Here is a 19,000-nt window from a genome sequence, read left to right on the forward strand (position 1 = left end):
TCACTCCACCAGGTCGTCGGCGAGCAGGTCCATCAAGAGGCCGTCGTGCCAGCGGCCGTCCGCGCCGCGCTCGTAGCGGCGCAGCACCCCCACCGGGCGAAAACCGACCTTCGCGTACGCCCGGATGGCGGCACTGTTCGCCGCGGCCGGGTCGATGGTGAAGCGGTGGTGGCCGTACTGGTCGATCAGGTGTCGGGCCAGGGTGCGAATGGCGTCACCGCCGAGGCCGGCGCCGCGCTCCGCCGGGTCGAGGAAGACGTCCAGGCTGGCGTGCCGGTAGTCCGGGTCCGCCTCGGCGTACCACTGGATCGCACCGATCACCCGACCGTCGTGCTCGATCGCGTACACGTGCAGGTCGTCGTCGGCGAGGTCGGCGTGTACGGAGTCGGCCAGGTCGTCGCCGCCCCGCCACCACCGGCGTACCTCCGGGTCGGCCCGGATCGCGGCGAGGGCCGGCACGTCCGCGACCGTCGCCGGTCGTAGTGTCACCGCCCGCCCTCGCAGCACCGGCTCAGCCCCGGATCTCGCCGTGCTCGACGCAGACCGCCGACCAGCCCACCGGCAGCACCTGCACCTTCATCCGGCGACGGCAGTGGGGGCAGAACCGGGGCGGCTCCAACTGGCGGGCCGACGCGCAGGCCGGGTGCGCGGTGGCCGTCGCCGACTCACCGCACCGGTCGCACCACAGCTCCGTCGTCGTCATGGTCGTCACAGCGTGGCGGAAAGCGCCTTGACCGGCATCTTCAACTCGTCCAGCAGCTCCAGGTCGGCCGTCGCCGGTCGACCCAGAGTGGTCAGATAGTTGCCGACGATCACCGCGTTGATGCCGCCGAGCAGACCATCACGGGTGCCGAGGTCGCCGAGGGTGATCTCGCGACCACCGGCGTACCGCAGGATGGTGCGCGGCATGGCCAGCCGGAACGCGGCGATGGCCCGCAGCGCGTCCTTGCCCTCCACCACCGGGCGGTCACCCAGCGGGGTGCCGGGGCGCGGGTTGAGGAAGTTGAGCGGCACCTCGTGCGGGTTCAGCTCGGCGAGCTGTGCGGCGAACTCGGCCCGCTGCTCGACGGTCTCACCGAGGCCGAGGATGCCACCGCAGCACACCTCCATGCCGGAGTCGCGCACCATCCGCAGCGTCTCCCAGCGCTCCTCCCACGAGTGCGTGGTGACCACGTTGGGGAAGTACGACCGGCAGGTCTCCAGATTGTGGTTGTAACGGTGCACGCCCATGTCGACCAGGTCGTCGACCTGCTCCTTGCTGAGCATGCCCAGCGACGCGGCGACCTGGATGTCGACCTCCGCCTTGATGGCGGCGACGCCCTCGCGCATCTGCTTCATCAGCCGGGCGTCCGGACCGCGGACCGCGGCGACGATGCAGAACTCGGTGGCCCCGGTCGCGGCGGTCTGCTTCGCCGCCTCGACCAGCGACGGGATGTCCAGCCAGACCGAACGCACCGGCGAGGTGAACAGGCCCGACTGCGAGCAGAAGTGGCAGTCTTCCGGGCAGCCGCCGGTCTTGAGCGAGACGATTCCCTCGACCTCGACCTCCGGGCCGCACCAACGCATCCGCACGTCGTGAGCGAGCTGGAGGGCGGCGGGCAGGTGCTCGTCGGGCAGGTTCAGCACGGCGAGGACGCCGGCCTGATCGAGGCCGACACCGTCACCCAGGACCTGGGTCCGGGCCTGGTCGAGGATCTCTGGCATGGCTCGTACCCTACAAGGCCGCCCGATCAGCCGGAATGCCCTGGCAGCTCGTGGACAGCTCGCACCGAGTGGAATCGTCGGGCCGGTGGCGGCGGGTGGTAATTTCGCCCGGCGGGTGTCGGGCTGACCGGCACGCACAGCGGGGGAGGGTGACGGTGGCGGACTGGCTGGCGGCGCTCGACCGCCGCGCGGAGCTGCGGGCGAAGGCCGGGCTCACCAGGCGACTGCATCCGCGTCCGGCCGACGACCAGATGACCGATCTGGCCGGCAACGACTACCTCGGCCTGGCCGCCCACCCGGACGTCATCGCGGCGGCCACGGCGGCCCTGTCGGCGTACGGGCTGGGGGCGACCGGGTCGCGCCTGGTCCGGGGCTCCACCGACGCGCACCGGGCGCTGGAGGAGGACCTGGCCCGCTGGCTGGGCACCGATGGTGCCCTGGTCTTCTCCTCCGGTTACCTGGCCAACCTCGGCGCGCTGCGGGCGCTCGTCCAACCTCGGACGCTGCTCGTCTCCGACGCGCACAACCACGCGTCGCTGATCGACGGCTGCCGCATCTCCGGCGCGGAGACGGTGGTCACCCCGCACGCCGACGTCGACGCGGTAGCCGCCGCGCTCGCGGCCGCTCCCGGCCGCCCGGCAGTGGTGGTGACCGAGTCGGTCTTCTCGGTCGACGGTGATCTCGCCCCGCTGGCTCGGCTGCACGCAGTGGCCCGCCGTCACGGCGCGCTGCTGCTGGTCGACGACGCGCACGCGCTGGGCCTGACCGGCCCGGCCGGCGCGGGCGCGGTGGCGGCCACCGGGCTGGCCGGCGAGCCGGACGTGGTGGTGACCGCCACCCTGTCCAAGGCGCTCGGTGGCGCGGGCGGCGTTGTCGCCGGCCCGGCCGAGTTCGTCAGGCATCTGGTCGAGACCGGGCGCACGTTCATCTTCGACACGGCACTGCCGCCGGCGGTCGCCGCGGGTGTGCACGCCGCGCTGCGGCTCGCCCAGGCCGGCGACGACCTGCGCGCCGAACTCTCCGACCGGGTGGGACTGGCGGTCGGTCGACTGCGGGCGGCCGGGCTGACCGTCTCCGCCCCGGACGCGGCGGTGATCTCGGTGACCGCCCCGGGGCCGGAGGCGGCGACCGCCTGGGCCGCGGACTGCCGGGACCGGGGCGTCGCGGTGGGCTGTTTCCGGCCACCATCCACCCCGGACAGCCGCTCCCGCCTGCGCCTCACAGTGAGCGCGGGGGTGCCCCGGGCGGCGTTCGAGCGGGCGCTGGACGTCATCGTGGACACCGCGCCGTGAGCGCGAGGAGCGAGCCGGGTTTGCGAGCCGCGCAGTCGCGAACCGAGGGGGCGTCGTGAGCGCGAGGAGTGAGCCGGGTTTGCGAGCCCCGCAGTCGCGAACCGAGGGGGCGCCGTGAGCGCGAGGAGTGAGCCGGGGTTGCGAGCCCCGCAGTCGCGAACCGAGGTGGCGCCGTGACCGGGTGGGCGGGGTCGGTGCTGGTCACCGGGACGGACACCGAGGTCGGCAAGACGGTGGTGACCGCGGCGATCGCGGCCGCCGCGCAGGCCGCCGGGCTGCGGGTGGCGGTGATCAAACCGGGTCAGACCGGTACGGCCGGCGGTGAGCCCGGCGACGTGGACGCGGTGAACAGGCTGGCTGCGCCGCTGACCGGCCGGACCCTGGCCAGCTACCCGGATCCGCTCGCCCCGTTGGCCGCCGCGCGGGTCGCGGACCTGCCTCCGCTGGAGTTGTACGCGGCGGTGGACGCCGTCCGTGCGGAGGCCGACAAGCACGACCTCGTGCTGATCGAGGGCGCGGGTGGGTTGCTGGTTCCGATGGGGCTGCGGCCGTCGGGGGAGCCGTGGACGATGGCCGACCTGGCGGTGTCGCTCGGTGCGCCCGCGGTGGTGGTCGCCCGCGCCGGGTTGGGCACGCTCAACCACACCGCGCTGACCCTGGAGGCGCTGGACCGTAGGGCGGTGCCGGCCGGTGTGGTGATCGGCGCCTGGCCGGCCCGGCCGGAGCTGGTGCACTGGACGAACCTCACCGACCTGGTGCCGAACCTGCTCGGCGCTCTGCCCGACGGCGCGGGCGCGATGGACCCGGGCGTGTTCCGGCGGTCCGCGCCGGGTTGGCTCACCCCGGCCCTGCACGGCGTGCTGGACGACTGGCGGGTCTGGGCCGAGGAGAGCGGCTGAACACCTGACTTTCGTCGGTGTCCGCGCAGGTCGGGCGTGGGTAGCCTGACCGCCGTGCGGATCCTCGACTTCCCGCCGCCGGCTTGGCTGCACCGGCGGCGTCGCCTGCTGCTGGACGTGCTGCTCTGGGCGGTGGTGGTCGCCCCGGTCGGCTACGCCGAGGCCAGCCCGCCCTATACGCGGTACACGTTGCCGCTGCTGGTCGGCAAGCTGCTGGTGCTGAGTGTGGCGGTGGTGGCGAGTCGACGTCAGCCGTTGGTCGCCCTGGTGCTGGCGGTGCTCGGGTCGTTGGTCGATGGCAACTTCGTGTTCGCCATTCCGGTCTTCAGTTATCTCGCCGGGCGGCGCAGCGCCACAGTGGGTCCAGCGATCATGGTCTTCGTGCTGATCACGGCCGGTGGCACGGCGCTCAACCTGGGGCTGCTCGGCGCCGGCGCGGCCACCTGGTTCCTGCTCGCCTCGGTGCTGCTCTTCGCCGCCGTGTTCCCCTGGTTGGTCGGCCGGTACCGCCGCCAGCAGCAGGAGTTGACCGACGCCGGTCGCCGGCACGTCGACGCGCTGACCCGCGAGCAGCGAGGTGCCGCCGAGCGGATCCGGCTGCGTGAGCGGGCCCGGATCGCCGGGGAGATGCACGACTCGCTCGGTCACGACCTCAGCCTGATCGCGTTGCGCGCCGCCGCCCTGGAGGTCGCCGCGGACCTGGACGACCGGCACCGGGCCGCGGCGGGGGAGTTGCGGGCCAGCGTCTCCGCCGCCACCGAGCGACTGCACGAGATCATCGGGGTGCTCCGCGAGGAGGCTGGCGCGTCGCTGCGTCCGAGCGGGGAGACCGTGGCCGACCTGGTCGACGGCGCCCGGGAGGCCGGCATGGCGGTACGGCTGGACACCGCCCCGGTGGTCGCGGACCTACCGGCGATGACCGGGCACGCGGCGCACCGGATCGTGCGGGAGGCGCTGACCAACGCGGCCCGGTACGCGCCGGGCGCCCCGGTCGACGTGCGCCTCACCCGCGACGGTGACCGGGTCGAGGTGACAGTCGTCAACGACGCTCCGCCGGCCGGGCCGCTGCCCGCCCCGCCGTCGCAGGGCAGTGGGCTGCTCGCCCTCGCCGAGCGGGTCCGCCTCGCCGGCGGGACGCTCGACGCCGGCCACCGGGCCGACGGCGGGTTCGCGGTATGGGCGGTGTTGCCGGCCACCGCGGCGCCGCCCGAGCCGATCGGGTCGGCGGCCGAGGTCGGGCCGACGTCCTGGTCCGACGAGCGACAGGGTCCGGCGGAGCGGCCGGTGGACGCCGAGCGGCGGCTGCACGACGCCCGGCGGCGCGTTCGGCGCAGCCTGCTGGTGGCGCTCGTCGCCCCGGTCGGTTTCGCCCTGGTGCTCTCGTTCGTCTACTACCCGGTGGCGACCGCCGGGACGGTGCTGGACCGGGCCACCTTCGACCAGATGCGCGTCGGCGCGGCCCGGTCGGAGCTGGTCGGGCTGCCCCGGCGGCAGTTGGAACGCCCGACACCTGTCGACCGGGTCGGCTGCGAGTACTACACCGACGGCAACTTTCCCCTCGCCGCGCCGACCTGGCGGCTCTGTTTCACCGACGGCCGGCTGGTCAGCAAGGAGTGGATCGCGTAGTGGACACCGACACGACGGGGGCACCGCCGATCCGGGTGGTGCTGGCCGACGACGAGGCGATGATCCGGGCCGGTGTCCGGGCCATCCTCGCCAGCGATCCCGGCATCGAGGTGGTCGCCGAGGCCGGCGACGGGCACGCGGCGGTGGAGCTGGTCCGTGCCCACCGACCCCGGGTCGCGCTGCTGGACATCCGGATGCCGCGGCTGGACGGGTTGGCCGCCGCCGCCGAGATCCGCCGGGTCGTGCCGGACACCGCGACGATCATGCTGACCACCTTCGGCGAGGACGACCACGTGGCCCGGGCGCTCGGGCACGGTGCCAGCGGATTCCTGCTCAAGGCCGGCGACCCGCGTGAACTGATCGCCGGTGTGCACGCCGTCGCCGACGGTGGGGCGTACCTGTCGCCGAGGGTGGCCCGCCGGGTGATCGAGCTGGGGGCCGACCGGCTGGCCCGCCGACCCGCCGCCCGGGAGCGTGCGGCCGGGCTGACCGAGCGGGAACGGGAGGTGCTTGCCCTGGTCGGGGCGGGCCTCTCCAACGCCGAGATCGCCCGCCGGCTGCACCTCGTGGAGGGCACCGTGAAGAGCTACCTGACCAGCATCTTCACCCGGCTGGACGTACGCAACCGGGTGCAGGCGGCGATCCTGGCGTACGAGGCGGGGTTGGTCGACGGCTGAGCGGGGGCCGGGGAGCCCTCGCTCAGCCGACATCGTCACGCGTCGCGGCGGCGCAGTGCGGCCCGGCCCAAGAGCAGCGCGGCGCCGGCCCACCCGGCGAGCAGGAGCAGCCCGACCAGGGGCGGGTACGGCTCGGTGTCGCCGGCCAGGAAGTGCCCGCCGGCCACGCCGGGGAACACGTCGGCGATCCGGTTCAGCACGTCGATGTCCGGCTCCTGAAGCGACAGCGGCACGATCATCAGGGTGGCGAGGAGGACGGTGAGCGTGAGCACCGCACTGCGCAACGCGGCACCGAGGCCCAGGGCGAGCACACCGATCAGCGCCAGGTAGGTCGCCACCGCCACGATGTCGCCGACCGTGTCGGCGGCCGGGGCGCTGCCCCACTCGCCGAGCACCGGTCGGGCGACCAGGGCGCCGACGCCGCCGAGCAGCAGCCCGAGCGCGAAGGTGACCGCCCCGGCGACCGCGGCCTTGGCCAGCAGTACCCGACCACGGGACGGGGTGCACTGCAACGTCGTGCGGATGGTGCCACTGGTGAACTCGGCGGTGATCGCGAGCAGGCCCAGCGCCAGCACCACGTACTGGGTCAGCTCGACCGAGTCGATGAGCACGCTGCCGACGGTGACGATCCCCCGGTCGTCGGTCGGGTCGTCGTTGGTGTTGTCGTTCGCCGCGTAGATGGCCAGCTGGCCGGCGCTGGCGGCCATCACCAGCAGCCCGGCCAGCGCCGTCCACCAGGTGCTCCGCACCGAGGAGAGCTTGGTCCACTCGGCGGCCACGGCGCCGTGACGGGTGCTGGTGCTCATCGCGCGCCACCTCCGGTCGGGCCACCGGCGTACTCGACGCTGTCGGCGGTCAGCTCCATGAACGCCTGCTCCAGCGACGCGGCGTGCGCGCTCAGCTCGTGCAGTCGTACCCCCAGTTCGTGAGCCAGGTCGCCGACCTGGTCGGCGGTGGCGCCGGTGACGGTCAGCTCGTTCCGGTCGGCCGCCTCGACGCTCGCCCCGGCGGCCGTGAGGCGCGCGGCGAGCGCGGCCAGCCCGTCCGGGTGCGGGCTGCGGACCCGGACCGCGACAGTGCTGCGGGCGATCACCTCGCCGATCGGCTCGTCGGCGAGCAGTCGCCCTCGGCCGATCACCACGAGCTGGTCGGCGGTGAGCTGCATCTCGCTCATCAGGTGGCTGGAGACGAAGATCGTCCGTCCCTCGTCGGCCAGCGAGCGCATCAGCTGCCGCACCCAGCGCACCCCGTCCGGGTCGAGTCCGTTCACCGGCTCGTCGAACATCAGCACCGGCGGGTCGCCGAGCAGCGCGCCGGCGATGCCGAGCCGTTGGCCCATGCCGAGCGAGAGCGTCCGTCCCGGCTTAGCGGCGGCCCGTCCGTCCAGCCCGACGGTGTCCAACACCTCGTCGACCCGGCGGGTCGGGATGCCGTTGCTGTGCGCCATGGCCCGCAGGTGCGCCCGGCCGGACCGGGCCGGGTGGATGGCTCGGGCGTCGAGCAGCGCGCCCACCTCGTGCAGCGGTCGGCGCAACTCCCGGTACGCGCGCCCGCCCACCAGGGCCTGCCCGGCGGTGGGACGGTCCAGCCCGAGGATCATCCGCATGGTGGTGGACTTGCCGGCGCCGTTCGGGCCGAGGAAGCCGGTGACCCGGCCGGGCGCGATGTCGACTGTCAACGCGTCGACAGCGACGGTCGACCCGAACCGTTTCGTCAACCCACGTAATGTGATCATGCGCTGACGCTAGGCGAGCGGCCTGCCATGCCGCCGCGCCCGAACGGCACCACCCACCCCTGACTTTCGTCAGGCCGGTGGCGGGCTGATCACCGTACGTACTGCTCCAGCAGCGCCGGGGTGAGCCCCGCCCGGTGGATCGCCTTCAACGCCGCGAGCAGGTCGTCCATCAGCGCCGGTCGGAAGTGCATCAGCAGCACGTCGCCGGGTTGGACCACCTTCTCCGGGGTCTGGTAGCGCACCTTTCCCTCGTGGACGGTCTCGGTCCAGTGGAAGACCGCCTTCGCGCCGCAGTCATGCGCGGCCTTCAGCGTGGTGCTGTCATGCTCACCGAACGGTGGCCGGAACAGGGTGGGCCGCTTGCCGAACAGCTCCTCCAACGTGTCGGCGGCACCGCAGATCTCCTGCTTCTGGTAGTCGTACGACCGGCCGGCCAGCGAGTTGTGCGTGACGGTGTGGTTCTCCACTACCCCGCCCACCGCCTCGATCTGCCGGAAGTAGTCGGTGTGCTCCGCCGCCGCCGGCGAGTTGAGGAACATCGTCACCGGGATGCGCGCCTCCCAGATGAAGTCGATCACTCCAGGCGGGCGGGCCAGCCCACCGTCGTCGATGGTGATGAAGGCGACCCTCTGGTCGGTCGGCAGGCGGTGCCAGAACGCCGCCGAACCGGTCGTGGGCAGCGCCACCGGTTGCGGCTGCGGCGCCTCGGGAAACGTCGGCACCTGGGACACGTACCAGGCCAGGCTCTTGAACGCGGGTTTCGCGGTCGGGGACGGTGCGGCCGAGGGGGTCGGCGCCGGTGCGGACGGAGTCGGCTGGGCCGCGGTGATCTGCCGAGCATGCGCCGGGTGGCTGGGACCGACTGTGCAGGCAGTCAACGCCAGCAGGGCCAGAAGCGTTACGACGGCAGGGATCCGACGGGTGGTGATGGCTGACACGCCCGGAAACATACCGAGCGGATGTCAGGATCCGGTCAGCCCGGTGACCCCGGGGGAGCGGCGGACCACGAACGCGTCCGGCATCCGGAAGGTGAGATTGTCCGGGCACCAGGGCGGACGGAGCACTGTCACCCCGTCCAGCAGCGGTGCGGCCTCGGCCACCACGACGGCCGCCTCCATCCGGGCCAGCACGTCCCCGACGCAGCGGTGCGCGCCCGCCCCGAACGCCAGGTGTCGGCGTGATCCACGCTGGCCCGGACGGAACTCGTCGGGCGACTCGACGACCGCCGGGTCCCGACCGGCGCGGCCCAGCCACAGCACGAGGCTGCTGCCCGCCGGCACCTGCGTGCCGCCCAGCGTGCTCTCCGTTGTCGCCACCCGCCGCCAGGTGACGATCGGTGGTTCCAGCCGCAACCCCTCCTCCACCACGTCGGCCACCGCGACCTCGCCGGTGCGCAGGCCGGCCCGGACCACGGGCTCGTTGGCCAGCCGGTGCAGTAGCAGGGTGAGGAACTGCGAGGTGGTCTCCTGCCCGGCGACCAACAGGAAGAAGAGCGCGCCGACCACCACGTCCGGCGGGTGCCCGGCCGCGCGCAGTTCGGCGGCCAGACCGCCACCGACGGCCGCGAAGTCACGCAGGACCCGGTGGAACCGACCCACCTCGGCGGCGAGCGCCACCTGCCGGTCGGCGTCCAGTGGTGCCCAGAACAACTCCAGCGCGGCGCGGGCGAACTCCTTGACCGCGCCGACCGGGGCGTCCGGCAACTCGACCAGCCGGGCCAGCACCAGCAGCGGCAGGTCGGCGGCGAGGTCCGCGTACAGGTCGACCGGTTCGCCGGCGTCGAGCGCGGCGCCGATCCGAGCGACCCGGTCCCGGACCAGCGCGGTGAGCCACTGCCGCTGCGCGGCCACCCGGGCGGGGTGCAACGCCTCCGCGACGATCGCCCGGATCTGCGGATGGCTGACGCCCGAGTTGTTCGCCAGGGTCGGCGGCAGCCGGAACCGGTGCCCGGCGAGCACCCGCAGCGCGGTCACCGGCATCGGTGTCACCGCGTCCAGCGCGTTGTCCGGCCGGTAGGTGACCGGGTCGGCGAGGACCTGGCGGACCAACGCGTGCCGGGTCACGACCAGGTGGGTGCCGCCGACGTGGTCCGGCACCCGGGCCACGTCCGGCCATGCGGGGTCGGCCACCTGCGCCCAGCTGCGGAACAGCACCCGGACACGCTAGCCGGAGGCCCCCGGCAGCCCGGCCCGCAGCCGCCAGACGGTGGTGCGCTTCACCCGCACACTCTCCAGCGCCTCCGGCACCGGCACGTCGTACCCGGCCACCTCGTCGAAGCGGTCCCGGGGCAGGAACGCCCGGCCGGGGTCACCGACCAGCGCCGGCGCGCCGGCCCGGGCGGCGCGCAGCAGGAACCGCAGCACCCGGCGGGCCATCGCCTCGCTGTAGAAGACGTCTCCGGCGAGCACCACCTCGGCGTCCCCGGCATCGCCGTCGAGGATGTCGCCGAACTCGGCGTCGACGCGTACCCCGTTGGCCTCGGCGTTGAGGGCGACCGCCGCCACCGCCAGCTCGTCCACCTCGACGGCCCGCACGGACGCCGCGCCGGCGCGGGCGGCGGCGATGGCCACCAGACCGGAGCCGGAGGCGAGGTCGAGCACCCGCCGGCCGGCGACCAGCTCCGGGTGGTCGGTGACGTGGCGGGCGAGGGCCTGCCCGCCGGCCCAGGCGAACGCCCAGAACGGCGGCGGCCGGTCGCTGGAGAACTCGCCCTCGGTCAGCTCCCACAGGCCGATCGGCTCGTCCGCCTGGTGCAGCCGCACCTCGGGAACGAAGGGGACCGGGGCCAGCCGCGCGTGCAGCCGGACGAACGTGCTGGAGAGCTCGGACACGGGGTGATTCTCCCAGCGGCCCGGCTCCCGGCGTGTCGCGGGGGAGTGGTGACCGGTTCACCACGGTCGGTGAAAACCCACCCCGTCCTTGCCGTCCGGTGCGAACACACCCGTCTGGTCGGCGCGGTGACCCGCTTCTAGCGTTGCGGGGTGGAGGCAACCGAACGGAGGACGGCGGTGGTGACGGTGTGGCGGTATGCGCTGAGGGCAGGGGTGGTGCTGGCCTGTCTGAGCGGGGTGGAGCTGGCGGTGGCCGCCCCGGCACAGGCGGCCTTCACCACCGAGATGAGCGGCCTGCCGGGACGGTTCACGGCCGGTGATCAGGTGCGGACGATCTCCGCTGTGGTCTCGCAGACGGATCGGCGCGCCAGGTGCGCGAAGGTGCGCTGGTCGATGGTGCTCAGCGTGCAGGGCGGCCTCCGGCTCGACCAGGTGAAGATGGACCGGGTGGAGGAGACCGGCGACTTTCCGCTGGAGATCCGTACCGAGGGTGACGTGGCCCGGTTGACCGACCGGCAGCTCGACCCGGGCACGCTCTGCCCGGGCCGCACGGTAACGGCCCGCTACCGGGTGGCCTTCGCCGAGGACGTCACCCAGGGACGGGTCACCCTCGCGGCCGAGGCGTACGACGCCAACCTGCGCCTGCTGGCCCGGCAGACCGCCACCCGCTCGGTGGTCGGGGTGGGCGGCGCTCCGACCAGTACGCCGAAGCCGACGGCGACCCCGCCGGAGCCCACCGAATCCGCGAGCGCGCCGGCCGAGGGCGAGAGTACGGCGACGGAGGAGCCGGTCGCGGAGTACCCGGCCGAGGCCGTGCCACCGGCGGCCAACCGTCCGGTCTCGCAGTCCGGCGCGTTCGGTGTGGTGCAGGTCGCCTTCCTGCTCGGCGGGTTGCTGCTCTTCCTCGGGGTGGGGCTGCTGCTGAGGCTGCGGCACCTGACCCGGGCCGCGGCCGGGGACGCCGACGGGGGCGAGGGTCCCCCGGTGGACCGGCGATGGGAGCGCCCGGAGGTCGCCGACCCCTGGCGCCGGGCGCACCGCTGATCGAGGGCAGTGGGGCCGGCGGATGTCCGCCGGCCCCACTGTGTCACTTCGAGAACGCCTGGAACTCGGCGATCCTGACCTGGCTGCGGGCCGGGCTGGCGGTCGCGCAGTCCGTCGTCGTGGCCGGGTCGTCGTCCTGCTCGCCCGCGTAGTGCGGGCCGCCGGTGCACTGGCTCGCCAGCACCTCGAGGCGCAGGTGGGTGGCGAGGGTGGTGGGTACCGCGAACGTCCGGAGGTTGATGTCGCGGCTGTACGCCCGGTACGCCCCGCCGGGGAACGCGTCCCCCGCGCTGGTGTAGATGCGCTGCCAACGCGTCGGATCCGCGCAGTCGGTGGTCGTCGCGTTGCAGGCGGACACCGCGAACGAGCGCAGGGCGGTGAGCGCGTTCTGGGCGCCGGTGTCGGCGTCACCGGTGATCGCCGGGCGCAGCATCGCGCTGACGTTCACCCGCTTGACCGTCTGCGGGGCGTCGCCCGGCAGCGCCACGGTGAGCTGCCGGCCGGCGACCCCGTCCAGGGAGGCCCAGTTCGTCGCCTCGGTGTCGTCGACGACCCGGTCCAGGTTGACCCCGTCGCCGGTGACTGTGGCGCCGGACGCGGTGGAGGCGAGGTTGCGGCTCATCCGCAGGTCGATGTACCCGTCTTGACCGGCCTTGGCGACCACGCTGAGCCGCTGGTGCCCGAACCCGGGGGCCACGGCGAGCAGGTCGTACGTGCCGGCCACCATCTCCACGGTGTCCGGGATCGGCGTCGCCGGGTCGGTGTCGGCCACCGGCACGGCCCGCGCCTCGTACGCCCCCACGTAGACCCGGATCGGCGCTTCGGCGCTGTCCCCGCGCGGGCGCAGGGTGAGTGTCGCGTTGCCACCGCGCGGTGAGGCGAAACTCGGCGTCGGGTCGGTGTCGCCGGCACCGTTGGTGGCGGCGTCCCGGCCCATCCCGGAGCGCGCGAACTCGGCCCAGATCAGGTCCTGGTTCGCGCCGCCGAAGCGGAGCAGGTCGGCGGTGAGCATGTTGTCGCGCATGTCGAGCATGCTGACCTGGCTGGCGGCCTGGAGCAGGAACGAGTCGAAGACCAGCTGTGACCAGCGCCGGTTGCCCGGGCACTGATCTGCCGCGACCTTGCCCAGCGCGCAGTCGAGCTGCCGTTGCGGGGTGCCGAGGCCGTACCGCTTCACCAGGGCGGAGCGGACCCGGAAGTTGGTGGCGCCCCAGATCTCCCCGTCGGCGTGCACGGCCGGGCCGGCGGTGTTGTAGCCGATGTCGGAGTAGTTGAGCGGGCTGCGGCTCAGGTCGTAGTTGCGGATGCCGCTGACCAGGTTGCCCGTGACGTAGCCGCCGGTGATGAAGGGCGTCTCGCCGGGCGCGCGCAGCCCGTGCTGGAAGAGGTACTCGGCGGCGAACAGGTCACCCCAGGACTCACCCATCGACCCGCCCTGGTGGCCGCTGATCCCGCTGTCCGGCCCGGCGATCATCCGGTTGGTGATCGCGTGGGTGTACTCGTGACCGATCACCGTCATGTCGTAGTCGCCGTCCACGCACGGCGGGTACGGCCCGCCGGCATGTGGCTGCCAGAGATACATGTTGGTGGTCGGCGGCAGCCCGTCGCGCGGGGTGCCCTGGTTGGCGTTGTTCCGGTTGCCGCTCAGCGCGCCCTGCTGGGCGCGGCCCTGCTCGGCGTCACCGCCCAGGCCGGACGGGGTGAGGTTGACCGCCTGGAGGTTCCACGCCGACTCGGTGAAGCCCAACTGGTACGACCAGTCGTGCATCCGGTTGTGCATGGCGAAGAGGTTGGCGATCGACGCGTCCGCGTCGTTGCGCTGTGCGGAGGTGAACACCGCCGGGTTGCAACGGGCCTGGTGCCACTGGTCGGTGAAGGGGTACTCGTAGCGGCGTTCCGGGCTGGTGGGGGCCGGCACGACCGGAGTGTTCGCACCCCAGGACAACACGGTGTTCGCCGAGTTGCCGCGCGAGGTGAAGGTCGGCGTGCCGGTGGCCGCGTCGACGTCCCACGGTTGGCCGGTGGCCGGGTCGCGGAAGGCGGCCTGGCAGCCGGGGGCCGGGTCACCGCACCAGCGCACCCGGGGATCCTGCCCGGGGCCGAGGTCGCGGGGCGGGGTGGCCGGGAAGACCGCCCAGCTCGGGTTGTCGGAGTCGAAGTCGACGAGGTCCTCGCGGACCAGCACCTGCCCGGTGCTGCCGTCCACGTAGCTGGTGAACGCGGCCGGGTGCTCGGTGTCCGCGCCGATCATGGTCACCTCGTAGGCGGCCCGCGGCCCGTCCAGCGGGGTGGGCACGGCCACCGACCGGATGGTGTGGCTGGCCACCGCGTCGGCGGTCAGCTTGGCGTCGGCGAGCGCGGCGGCGTACGCCTGCTCGGGGGTTCGGGTGGCCGGCGCTGGCGTGCCGGTGTTGCGGGCCAGCGAGGAGCTGACCGAGAGCACCGCGCCGTCGGCGACCGCGAGGGTGACGAGGCCGTCCGGCCCGGCGGGCAGGTCACCGAAGCGTTGCCGGAGGGTGACCACGGTGCCGCTGCCGATCGGTCGGACCAGCACGCGTTCCATGCTGGCCACCGTTGCGGCGTCCATGCCGAACAGGTCGTGGTTGGCGGCCAGGTAGGCGCGGGCGGCGGCCTCCGGGTCGGCGGGCAGCCCGGTGGCCAGCGGGGTGCGGCCGGGGCCGAGCGCCTGCGGGGTGCCGAGCCGGTTCCACCGGACGTCGGGGTCGACGGCGCGGGCCAGGCCGCGTTGGCGGGCGTCGGGTGCCGCCGTACCGGTCCGGTTGTCGGCGTCGGCGGGCGCGTGTCCCTCGGCGAACGGCCCGGACCGGCGCTCGGCGGACGCCGCGCCGCCGGTGGGGGCCGCGGTGCTCACGCCGGTGGGGAGCAGCGCGGCGACAGTGGCCGTCGTCGCCAGGATGGCGATGAGCCGGCGTCGACGCCGGCTCATCGGGGGTGACCACTCCGGTTGTGGCACGGGACCTCCTCGTGGGAGCGGGGATGGCCGGCGAGTCGCCGACCACAGATGCGCGGTGACGCATGCGCATCTGTGGATATCAGTCTCCCGAGGTCGCGGCAAGGTCCCGAGCCGCTGTCGCACGAACAGATCGAGATTTGGTCAGGCGCTCGGCGCCCAGTCGGGGTCGCGGCCGAACGCGGCCAGCAGGTGGTCCTGCTCGTCGGCGTCGTCGGGCACCTGTACGCCGGTGTGGACCAGGTTGTTGCGCCGGTAGGCGTCGATCTGGCCGGCGAACCACTGGGCGGCGGCGTGCACCGCGTCCGGGTCGAGCCGTGGCTGCGCGCCGATCGCCACCGCCACGTCCCAGCCGTGCACGAGGTGTTCGGCGAGGAGTTGCTGGAGGTACTCCATGGCCGGGGTGTCGCCGCTGGAGAGGTGCACTGTGCGATCGATAGTGCCGGGGTGGGTGGCGGCGACCTCGGCCTGCGCGGCGGCCTCCCGAGCCGTCGCGATCGGGTCGGGGCCGAGTTGGTCACCGTCGAGCCGGTCGCCGACCTCCTCGATGGTCCGGCCGGCGAGCAGCGGAACGCTCCACCGGTCCTCGGTCACCACGTGGTTGACGAGCGTGCGGACGTCCCAGTCCGAGCAGGGTGTCGGGTCGGACCACTGGCCGGGCTCGATCTGATCCACCCGGTCGATGAATTCGGCCAGGCTCCGGCGGTACGCCTCCAGGAGATCCATGCTGCCGATTGTTCCGGTCGACGGGGCGGACTGAGCCCGTTTTGCCCGGCCTGGTGTGGGGGATCGGTGCTGGCTGCTCAGCTCAGTCCAGGTCGGCCGGGTCCAGGCCGAGCTCTCGCGAGGTGACCAGCCGGACCCACTCGCCGAACTGGCGGCGGGAGATCACCCGGTCGTGCACGGCGAGTTGGACGGCGAGGCCGTCCATCACCGCGCTGATCCGCCAGGCGGCCCCGTCGGGGTCGGCGCACTGGAAGGTGCCGTCGGCCACCCCGGCGGTGATCACGGCGGCCAGGTCCTGCCGCCAGCGCAGGTCGAGTCGCCGGGAGACCTTCTCCAACTCGGGGGTACGCAGCGACTCGGACCAGCCGTCGATCCACATCGACCAGGAGGTCGCCCGCCCGGCCGGGGTGTAGAGCTTGAGGATCCGGCGGAGCTTGGTCAGCGGTGCGGCCGACGAGCGGGTCACCGCGTCGAGCCGGGCCAGATCCTGCTCGACCGCGTACGCGAAGGCCTGCGCGAGCAGCCGCTCCTTGGTGGCAAAGTGGTAGAAAACCAACGCCTGACTCACGCCCGCGGCATTCGCCACGTCCGCCGTCCGGGTGTTGGCCAGACCGCGCTCCACGATCACGTCGCAGGCGGTGCGCAGCAGGGCATCCAGGCGGATCTCGGCCGCACGTCTCGTCACGACCGTTACCGTAGCCCATCCGACTGAACACGAACAGTTACCACCGCGCGCCGATCCACGCGGTGACAGTCGGAAGCCGGACACTTCTTTCGGGTGTCGTCGGTCGTTCCACAGGGAGTGTTCGTCGAGGTCCGCTGCCCGGTGTCGAGTTCCGCAGACGTCAATGGTCGGGCATGCGCCGCGATGATGACGATCATTGCCGAGGAATGTCGGAGTGTGACGGTCCGTGCTGGATCCAGAAACCGGATCAGCCCCCTAGGAAGCCTGCCGGGGGTGACTCCGCCCCAGCCCCGGCCACCCGGGACGCGCCGAGGCGACCCCGAGTTGGCAGTCAAACACCCACTCGGCTAAAGTTCTCATCCGTCACCCGGGAACGTCCGGGGGCGTGCGGACGTAGCGCAGCTGGTAGCGCATCACCTTGCCAAGGTGAGGGTCGCGGGTTCGAATCCCGTCGTCCGCTCGGAGCTGCCGCCACGTATGACGGGGGCAACCTCGGTGGGGTGGCCGAGAGGCGAGGCAACGGCCTGCAAAGCCGTGTACGCGGGTTCAAATCCCGTCCCCACCTCGGCAACAAGCACGGGCGATTGGCGCAGTGGGAGCGCGCTTCCTTGACACGGAAGAGGTCACTGGTTCAAACCCAGTATCGCCCACCAGAGGAGAACGGCTCGTTACCGGAAGACCCGGTGACGAGCCGTTTCGCTTGTGGTGCCACGTCATCAGTCGACGGTGAGCCGGTAGCCGATGCCCCGCACGGTGTGCACGCGCAGGGCATCGTCGACGGCGTGCAGTTTGCGACGTAACCGCTTCACGGCCGAGTGCAGGACCGACGTGTCGCCGAGGAACGCGCAGCCCCAGACCGATTCGAACAGCCTCTGGTACGTCCAGACTCCGACCGGTGCGGTGGCGAGTTGGGTGAGCAGGTTCCGCTCGAGCCGGGTCAGGGCCAGTGGTTCTCCGCGCCACGTCACCCGATGGTCGAGCGGGTCGATGGTGAGGTCACCGAGGCTGATCCGGCCGGCCAGGCCGACGGCTGGAGCGGCTGCGGCAGCGGCCGGAGCGGGGGCGGACGCGGTGGTGGGGGTGGGGGTGGGGAGCCGCGCCGGCCCGCTGATGACCGGCCCGCCGATCATCGCCTGCAACTCCGCGAGGTCGGTGCAGATCACCAGGGTGCCGAGTCCGTCCAGGCGCCGCACCATCCGCTCGCGCACCGACACGTCGGCGGTCACGCAGAACACGAGGGACACATCGTCGATCACTGTCGTACCTCCCCAGGCGCCAGTAAAAGACAACGCTGTCTGAACCCCGTAGTCAATGGTTTCCGGCGGGCGGCCACCCCGTGATCCACTCGGGCTCGCCGGGTCGGGCGATCGCTCTCAGAAGGTCAACAGGCGGAACTCGCCCACCGGCCGGAAGCCGAGGCCGCGGTAGACCGACTCGCCGACGGCCGACGAGGTCAGGGCGGCGGTGCGGGCGCCCCGCTCGCCAGCCAGCTCGATGGCAGCCCTGGTCATGGCCGCGCCGATGCCCCTGCGGCGCTGCTCCGGCTGGGTGCCGACGAAGTAGAGGGTGACCAGACCGTGGCTGATCCAGGCGACGGCCGTCGCGACGATCCGGCCGTCATCGAGGCGGCCGGCCAGCCGGAGCACGGTGCCGTCGCCGGTGAACGCCTTCTCCCGTTCGATCGTCGCCGCCACACCGTCCGTCGGGATTCCAGACACCCGGGCATAGGCCGGGACGAACGTGGCGAGGTCGGTGGTCTCGGCGATCTGCACGCCGGCGGGAGTCGGCACCTCGGCCACCGCTCCGATCCCCACCGTCATGATCGGCATGCGGGCGACCTCCACCGTGCCGAGGGAGATCAGGCCGTCCGCGGTGCCGGCGTCGCTGTCCGGGCCGACCCACCAGATCCGGGGTACGCCGTGCAGGCGCTTCCGGGCCTCGGTGAGCGCGTCCTGTGGTGTGCGCCCGACCACCCGCAGCACACCGTTGAGGGGTGCGTGCGGCACGTCACTGCGGTAGGTCGGGAGGTCCGGCCCCCCGGCGGCACCGATGTTCCAGCCGAGCAGGTACGCCCGGTGCGCGGCCAGCACCGTGTCGAGAGGCTCCATGATCTGGATCGTAACGCGGGGTCCGCCCGCCTCTCGGCCAGCGGAAACGGCTCGGATCGGTGCCTGTGACCGGCGGTACTTTGTCGATCGTTCCAGATAGCGGGTAGCGTTCAGCCATGGCCCGCACCCGTGAGTTCGACCTCGACGCCGCGGTCGACGCTGCCATGGACGTGTTCCGGAGCAAGGGCTACGAGGGGACCTCCATGCGGGACCTCTCCGAGGCGACCGGCCTGGGCAGCGGCTCGATCTACGCGGCGTTCGGCAGCAAGGACGGCCTCTACCTGGCGGTGCTCGACCTGTACCGGCAGCGCTACGCCACACCGATGGTCGATCTGCTGCGCTCGGGCAACGACGCGCGGGCGGTCATCCGTGAGGTGTTCATCGGCACGGTGGACGACATCACCGGCGACGGCCGGCACCTCTCCTGCCTCATCGTCGGGGCGTCGATGGAACGGGCGCACCAGGATGTGCGGGTCGCCGAGCGGCTTCGCTCGACCACCCAGTCTCTGGAGTTGGCGCTGTACGACCTGCTCGCCGAGGCGCAGTTGCGGGGTCAGATCACCACCGACCGCAGCGCCACCGACCTGGCCGGCTTCCTGGTCACCAGCCTTCAGGGTCTGCGGGTGATGGGTGCCATCAACCCGGACCGGGCGGCGCTGACGCGGTACGCCGAGGTCGCGCTCACCTGCCTGAACTGACCGC

Annotated in this window: 19 protein-coding genes and 3 tRNA genes; 9 read left to right on the forward strand and 13 right to left on the reverse strand. The window is 72.9% G+C overall.

Going from position 1 to position 19,000, the window contains the following annotated elements; all coding sequences use genetic code 11:
* From GUI43_RS18980 to bioB, 3 genes are read right to left on the reverse strand one after another with little or no spacing between them, the layout of a single operon-like run.
* Positions 1-507 (reverse strand): GNAT family N-acetyltransferase, encoded by a 507-nt coding sequence (locus GUI43_RS18980; protein WP_112585023.1) that lies wholly within the window; start codon positions 505-507, stop codon positions 1-3.
* Positions 508-511: 4 nt separating this feature from the next.
* A complete protein-coding gene (bsaP, locus tag GUI43_RS18985; RefSeq protein ID WP_112585569.1) occupies positions 512-703 on the reverse strand; it encodes a biotin synthase auxiliary protein BsaP in 192 nt (63 codons plus the stop codon).
* 5 nt (positions 704-708) lie between these two features.
* Entirely contained in the window at positions 709-1,704 is a 996-nt protein-coding gene (gene bioB / locus GUI43_RS18990; protein WP_112585025.1) for a biotin synthase BioB, read from the reverse strand.
* Between the two features lie 155 nt (positions 1,705-1,859).
* On the opposite strand from bioB, the gene GUI43_RS18995 reads away from it, so the two are divergent.
* From GUI43_RS18995 to GUI43_RS19010, 4 genes are all read left to right on the forward strand, one after another.
* Entirely contained in the window at positions 1,860-2,996 is a 1,137-nt protein-coding gene (locus GUI43_RS18995) for an 8-amino-7-oxononanoate synthase (protein WP_112603891.1), read from the forward strand.
* A 194-nt stretch (positions 2,997-3,190) separates the two neighbouring features.
* The gene (gene bioD, locus GUI43_RS19000) at positions 3,191-3,895 is read left to right on the forward strand and encodes a dethiobiotin synthase (protein WP_112585576.1); all 705 of its coding nucleotides are present in this window, start codon (positions 3,191-3,193) and stop codon (positions 3,893-3,895) included.
* Between the two features lie 54 nt (positions 3,896-3,949).
* A complete protein-coding gene (locus GUI43_RS19005; protein WP_249037789.1) occupies positions 3,950-5,521 on the forward strand; it encodes a sensor histidine kinase in 1,572 nt (523 codons plus the stop codon).
* On the forward strand, positions 5,521-6,198 hold the full coding sequence (locus GUI43_RS19010) for a response regulator transcription factor (RefSeq protein WP_112585029.1): 678 nt from the start codon (positions 5,521-5,523) through the stop codon (positions 6,196-6,198). The genes GUI43_RS19005 and GUI43_RS19010 overlap by 1 nt, the downstream gene beginning before the upstream one ends.
* A 35-nt stretch (positions 6,199-6,233) precedes the next feature.
* On the opposite strand, the gene GUI43_RS19015 is transcribed toward GUI43_RS19010, so the two are convergent.
* The 5 genes from GUI43_RS19015 to GUI43_RS19035 form a co-directional block, all read right to left on the reverse strand.
* On the reverse strand, positions 6,234-7,004 hold the full coding sequence (locus GUI43_RS19015) for an ABC transporter permease subunit (protein ID WP_112699420.1): 771 nt from the start codon (positions 7,002-7,004) through the stop codon (positions 6,234-6,236).
* Positions 7,001-7,933, reverse strand: a complete 933-nt coding sequence (locus GUI43_RS19020; RefSeq protein ID WP_091400745.1) for an ABC transporter ATP-binding protein — start codon at positions 7,931-7,933, stop codon at positions 7,001-7,003. The genes GUI43_RS19015 and GUI43_RS19020 overlap by 4 nt, the downstream gene beginning before the upstream one ends.
* Positions 7,934-8,022: 89 nt before the next feature.
* Positions 8,023-8,871 carry a polysaccharide deacetylase family protein gene (locus tag GUI43_RS19025; protein WP_249037790.1) on the reverse strand — a complete coding sequence of 283 codons (849 nt, stop codon included), beginning with the start codon at positions 8,869-8,871 and terminating at the stop codon, positions 8,023-8,025.
* A gap of 24 nt (positions 8,872-8,895) precedes the next feature.
* Positions 8,896-10,086 (reverse strand): cytochrome P450, encoded by a 1,191-nt coding sequence (locus GUI43_RS19030; protein WP_112699422.1) that lies wholly within the window; start codon positions 10,084-10,086, stop codon positions 8,896-8,898.
* A 9-nt stretch (positions 10,087-10,095) separates the two neighbouring features.
* Positions 10,096-10,764, reverse strand: coding sequence for a class I SAM-dependent methyltransferase (locus GUI43_RS19035; RefSeq protein ID WP_091400752.1), 669 nt, complete (start codon positions 10,762-10,764; stop codon positions 10,096-10,098).
* Between the two features lie 150 nt (positions 10,765-10,914).
* On the opposite strand from GUI43_RS19035, the gene GUI43_RS19040 reads away from it, so the two are divergent.
* Positions 10,915-11,808: a hypothetical protein gene (locus tag GUI43_RS19040; protein ID WP_283016235.1), complete on the forward strand. Its 894-nt coding sequence runs from the start codon at positions 10,915-10,917 to the stop codon at positions 11,806-11,808.
* Positions 11,809-11,851: 43 nt separating this feature from the next.
* On the opposite strand, the gene GUI43_RS19045 is transcribed toward GUI43_RS19040, so the two are convergent.
* From GUI43_RS19045 to GUI43_RS19055, 3 genes are all read right to left on the reverse strand, one after another.
* The gene (locus tag GUI43_RS19045; protein WP_211326728.1) at positions 11,852-14,782 is read right to left on the reverse strand and encodes a M36 family metallopeptidase; all 2,931 of its coding nucleotides are present in this window, start codon (positions 14,780-14,782) and stop codon (positions 11,852-11,854) included.
* Positions 14,783-14,923: 141 nt separating this feature from the next.
* Positions 14,924-15,505 (reverse strand): TIGR03086 family metal-binding protein, encoded by a 582-nt coding sequence (locus GUI43_RS19050; RefSeq protein ID WP_112585040.1) that lies wholly within the window; start codon positions 15,503-15,505, stop codon positions 14,924-14,926.
* A gap of 82 nt (positions 15,506-15,587) precedes the next feature.
* Positions 15,588-16,190, reverse strand: coding sequence for a TetR/AcrR family transcriptional regulator (locus tag GUI43_RS19055; RefSeq protein WP_091400759.1), 603 nt, complete (start codon positions 16,188-16,190; stop codon positions 15,588-15,590).
* Positions 16,191-16,577: 387 nt separating this feature from the next.
* Between GUI43_RS19055 and GUI43_RS19060 the strand changes: the two genes are divergently transcribed.
* From GUI43_RS19060 to GUI43_RS19070, 3 genes are all read left to right on the forward strand, one after another.
* A tRNA-Gly gene (locus tag GUI43_RS19060) sits at positions 16,578-16,650 on the forward strand.
* Positions 16,651-16,684: 34 nt separating this feature from the next.
* A tRNA-Cys gene (locus GUI43_RS19065) sits at positions 16,685-16,755 on the forward strand.
* A gap of 13 nt (positions 16,756-16,768) precedes the next feature.
* Positions 16,769-16,843, forward strand: a tRNA-Val gene (locus GUI43_RS19070).
* A 63-nt stretch (positions 16,844-16,906) separates the two neighbouring features.
* Here the strand turns inward: GUI43_RS19070 and GUI43_RS19075 are convergent.
* Together GUI43_RS19075 and GUI43_RS19080 are read right to left on the reverse strand one after the other, a co-directional pair.
* A complete protein-coding gene (locus GUI43_RS19075; protein WP_428842221.1) occupies positions 16,907-17,446 on the reverse strand; it encodes a winged helix-turn-helix domain-containing protein in 540 nt (179 codons plus the stop codon).
* A gap of 117 nt (positions 17,447-17,563) precedes the next feature.
* The gene (locus tag GUI43_RS19080; protein WP_112699424.1) at positions 17,564-18,298 is read right to left on the reverse strand and encodes a GNAT family N-acetyltransferase; all 735 of its coding nucleotides are present in this window, start codon (positions 18,296-18,298) and stop codon (positions 17,564-17,566) included.
* A gap of 116 nt (positions 18,299-18,414) precedes the next feature.
* On the opposite strand from GUI43_RS19080, the gene GUI43_RS19085 reads away from it, so the two are divergent.
* Entirely contained in the window at positions 18,415-18,996 is a 582-nt protein-coding gene (locus tag GUI43_RS19085) for a TetR/AcrR family transcriptional regulator (protein ID WP_112585044.1), read from the forward strand.
* Positions 18,997-19,000 lie beyond the last annotated feature (4 nt).

This window comes from Micromonospora noduli (assembly GCF_003264365.1).
Lineage (GTDB): Bacteria > Actinomycetota > Actinomycetes > Mycobacteriales > Micromonosporaceae > Micromonospora > Micromonospora noduli.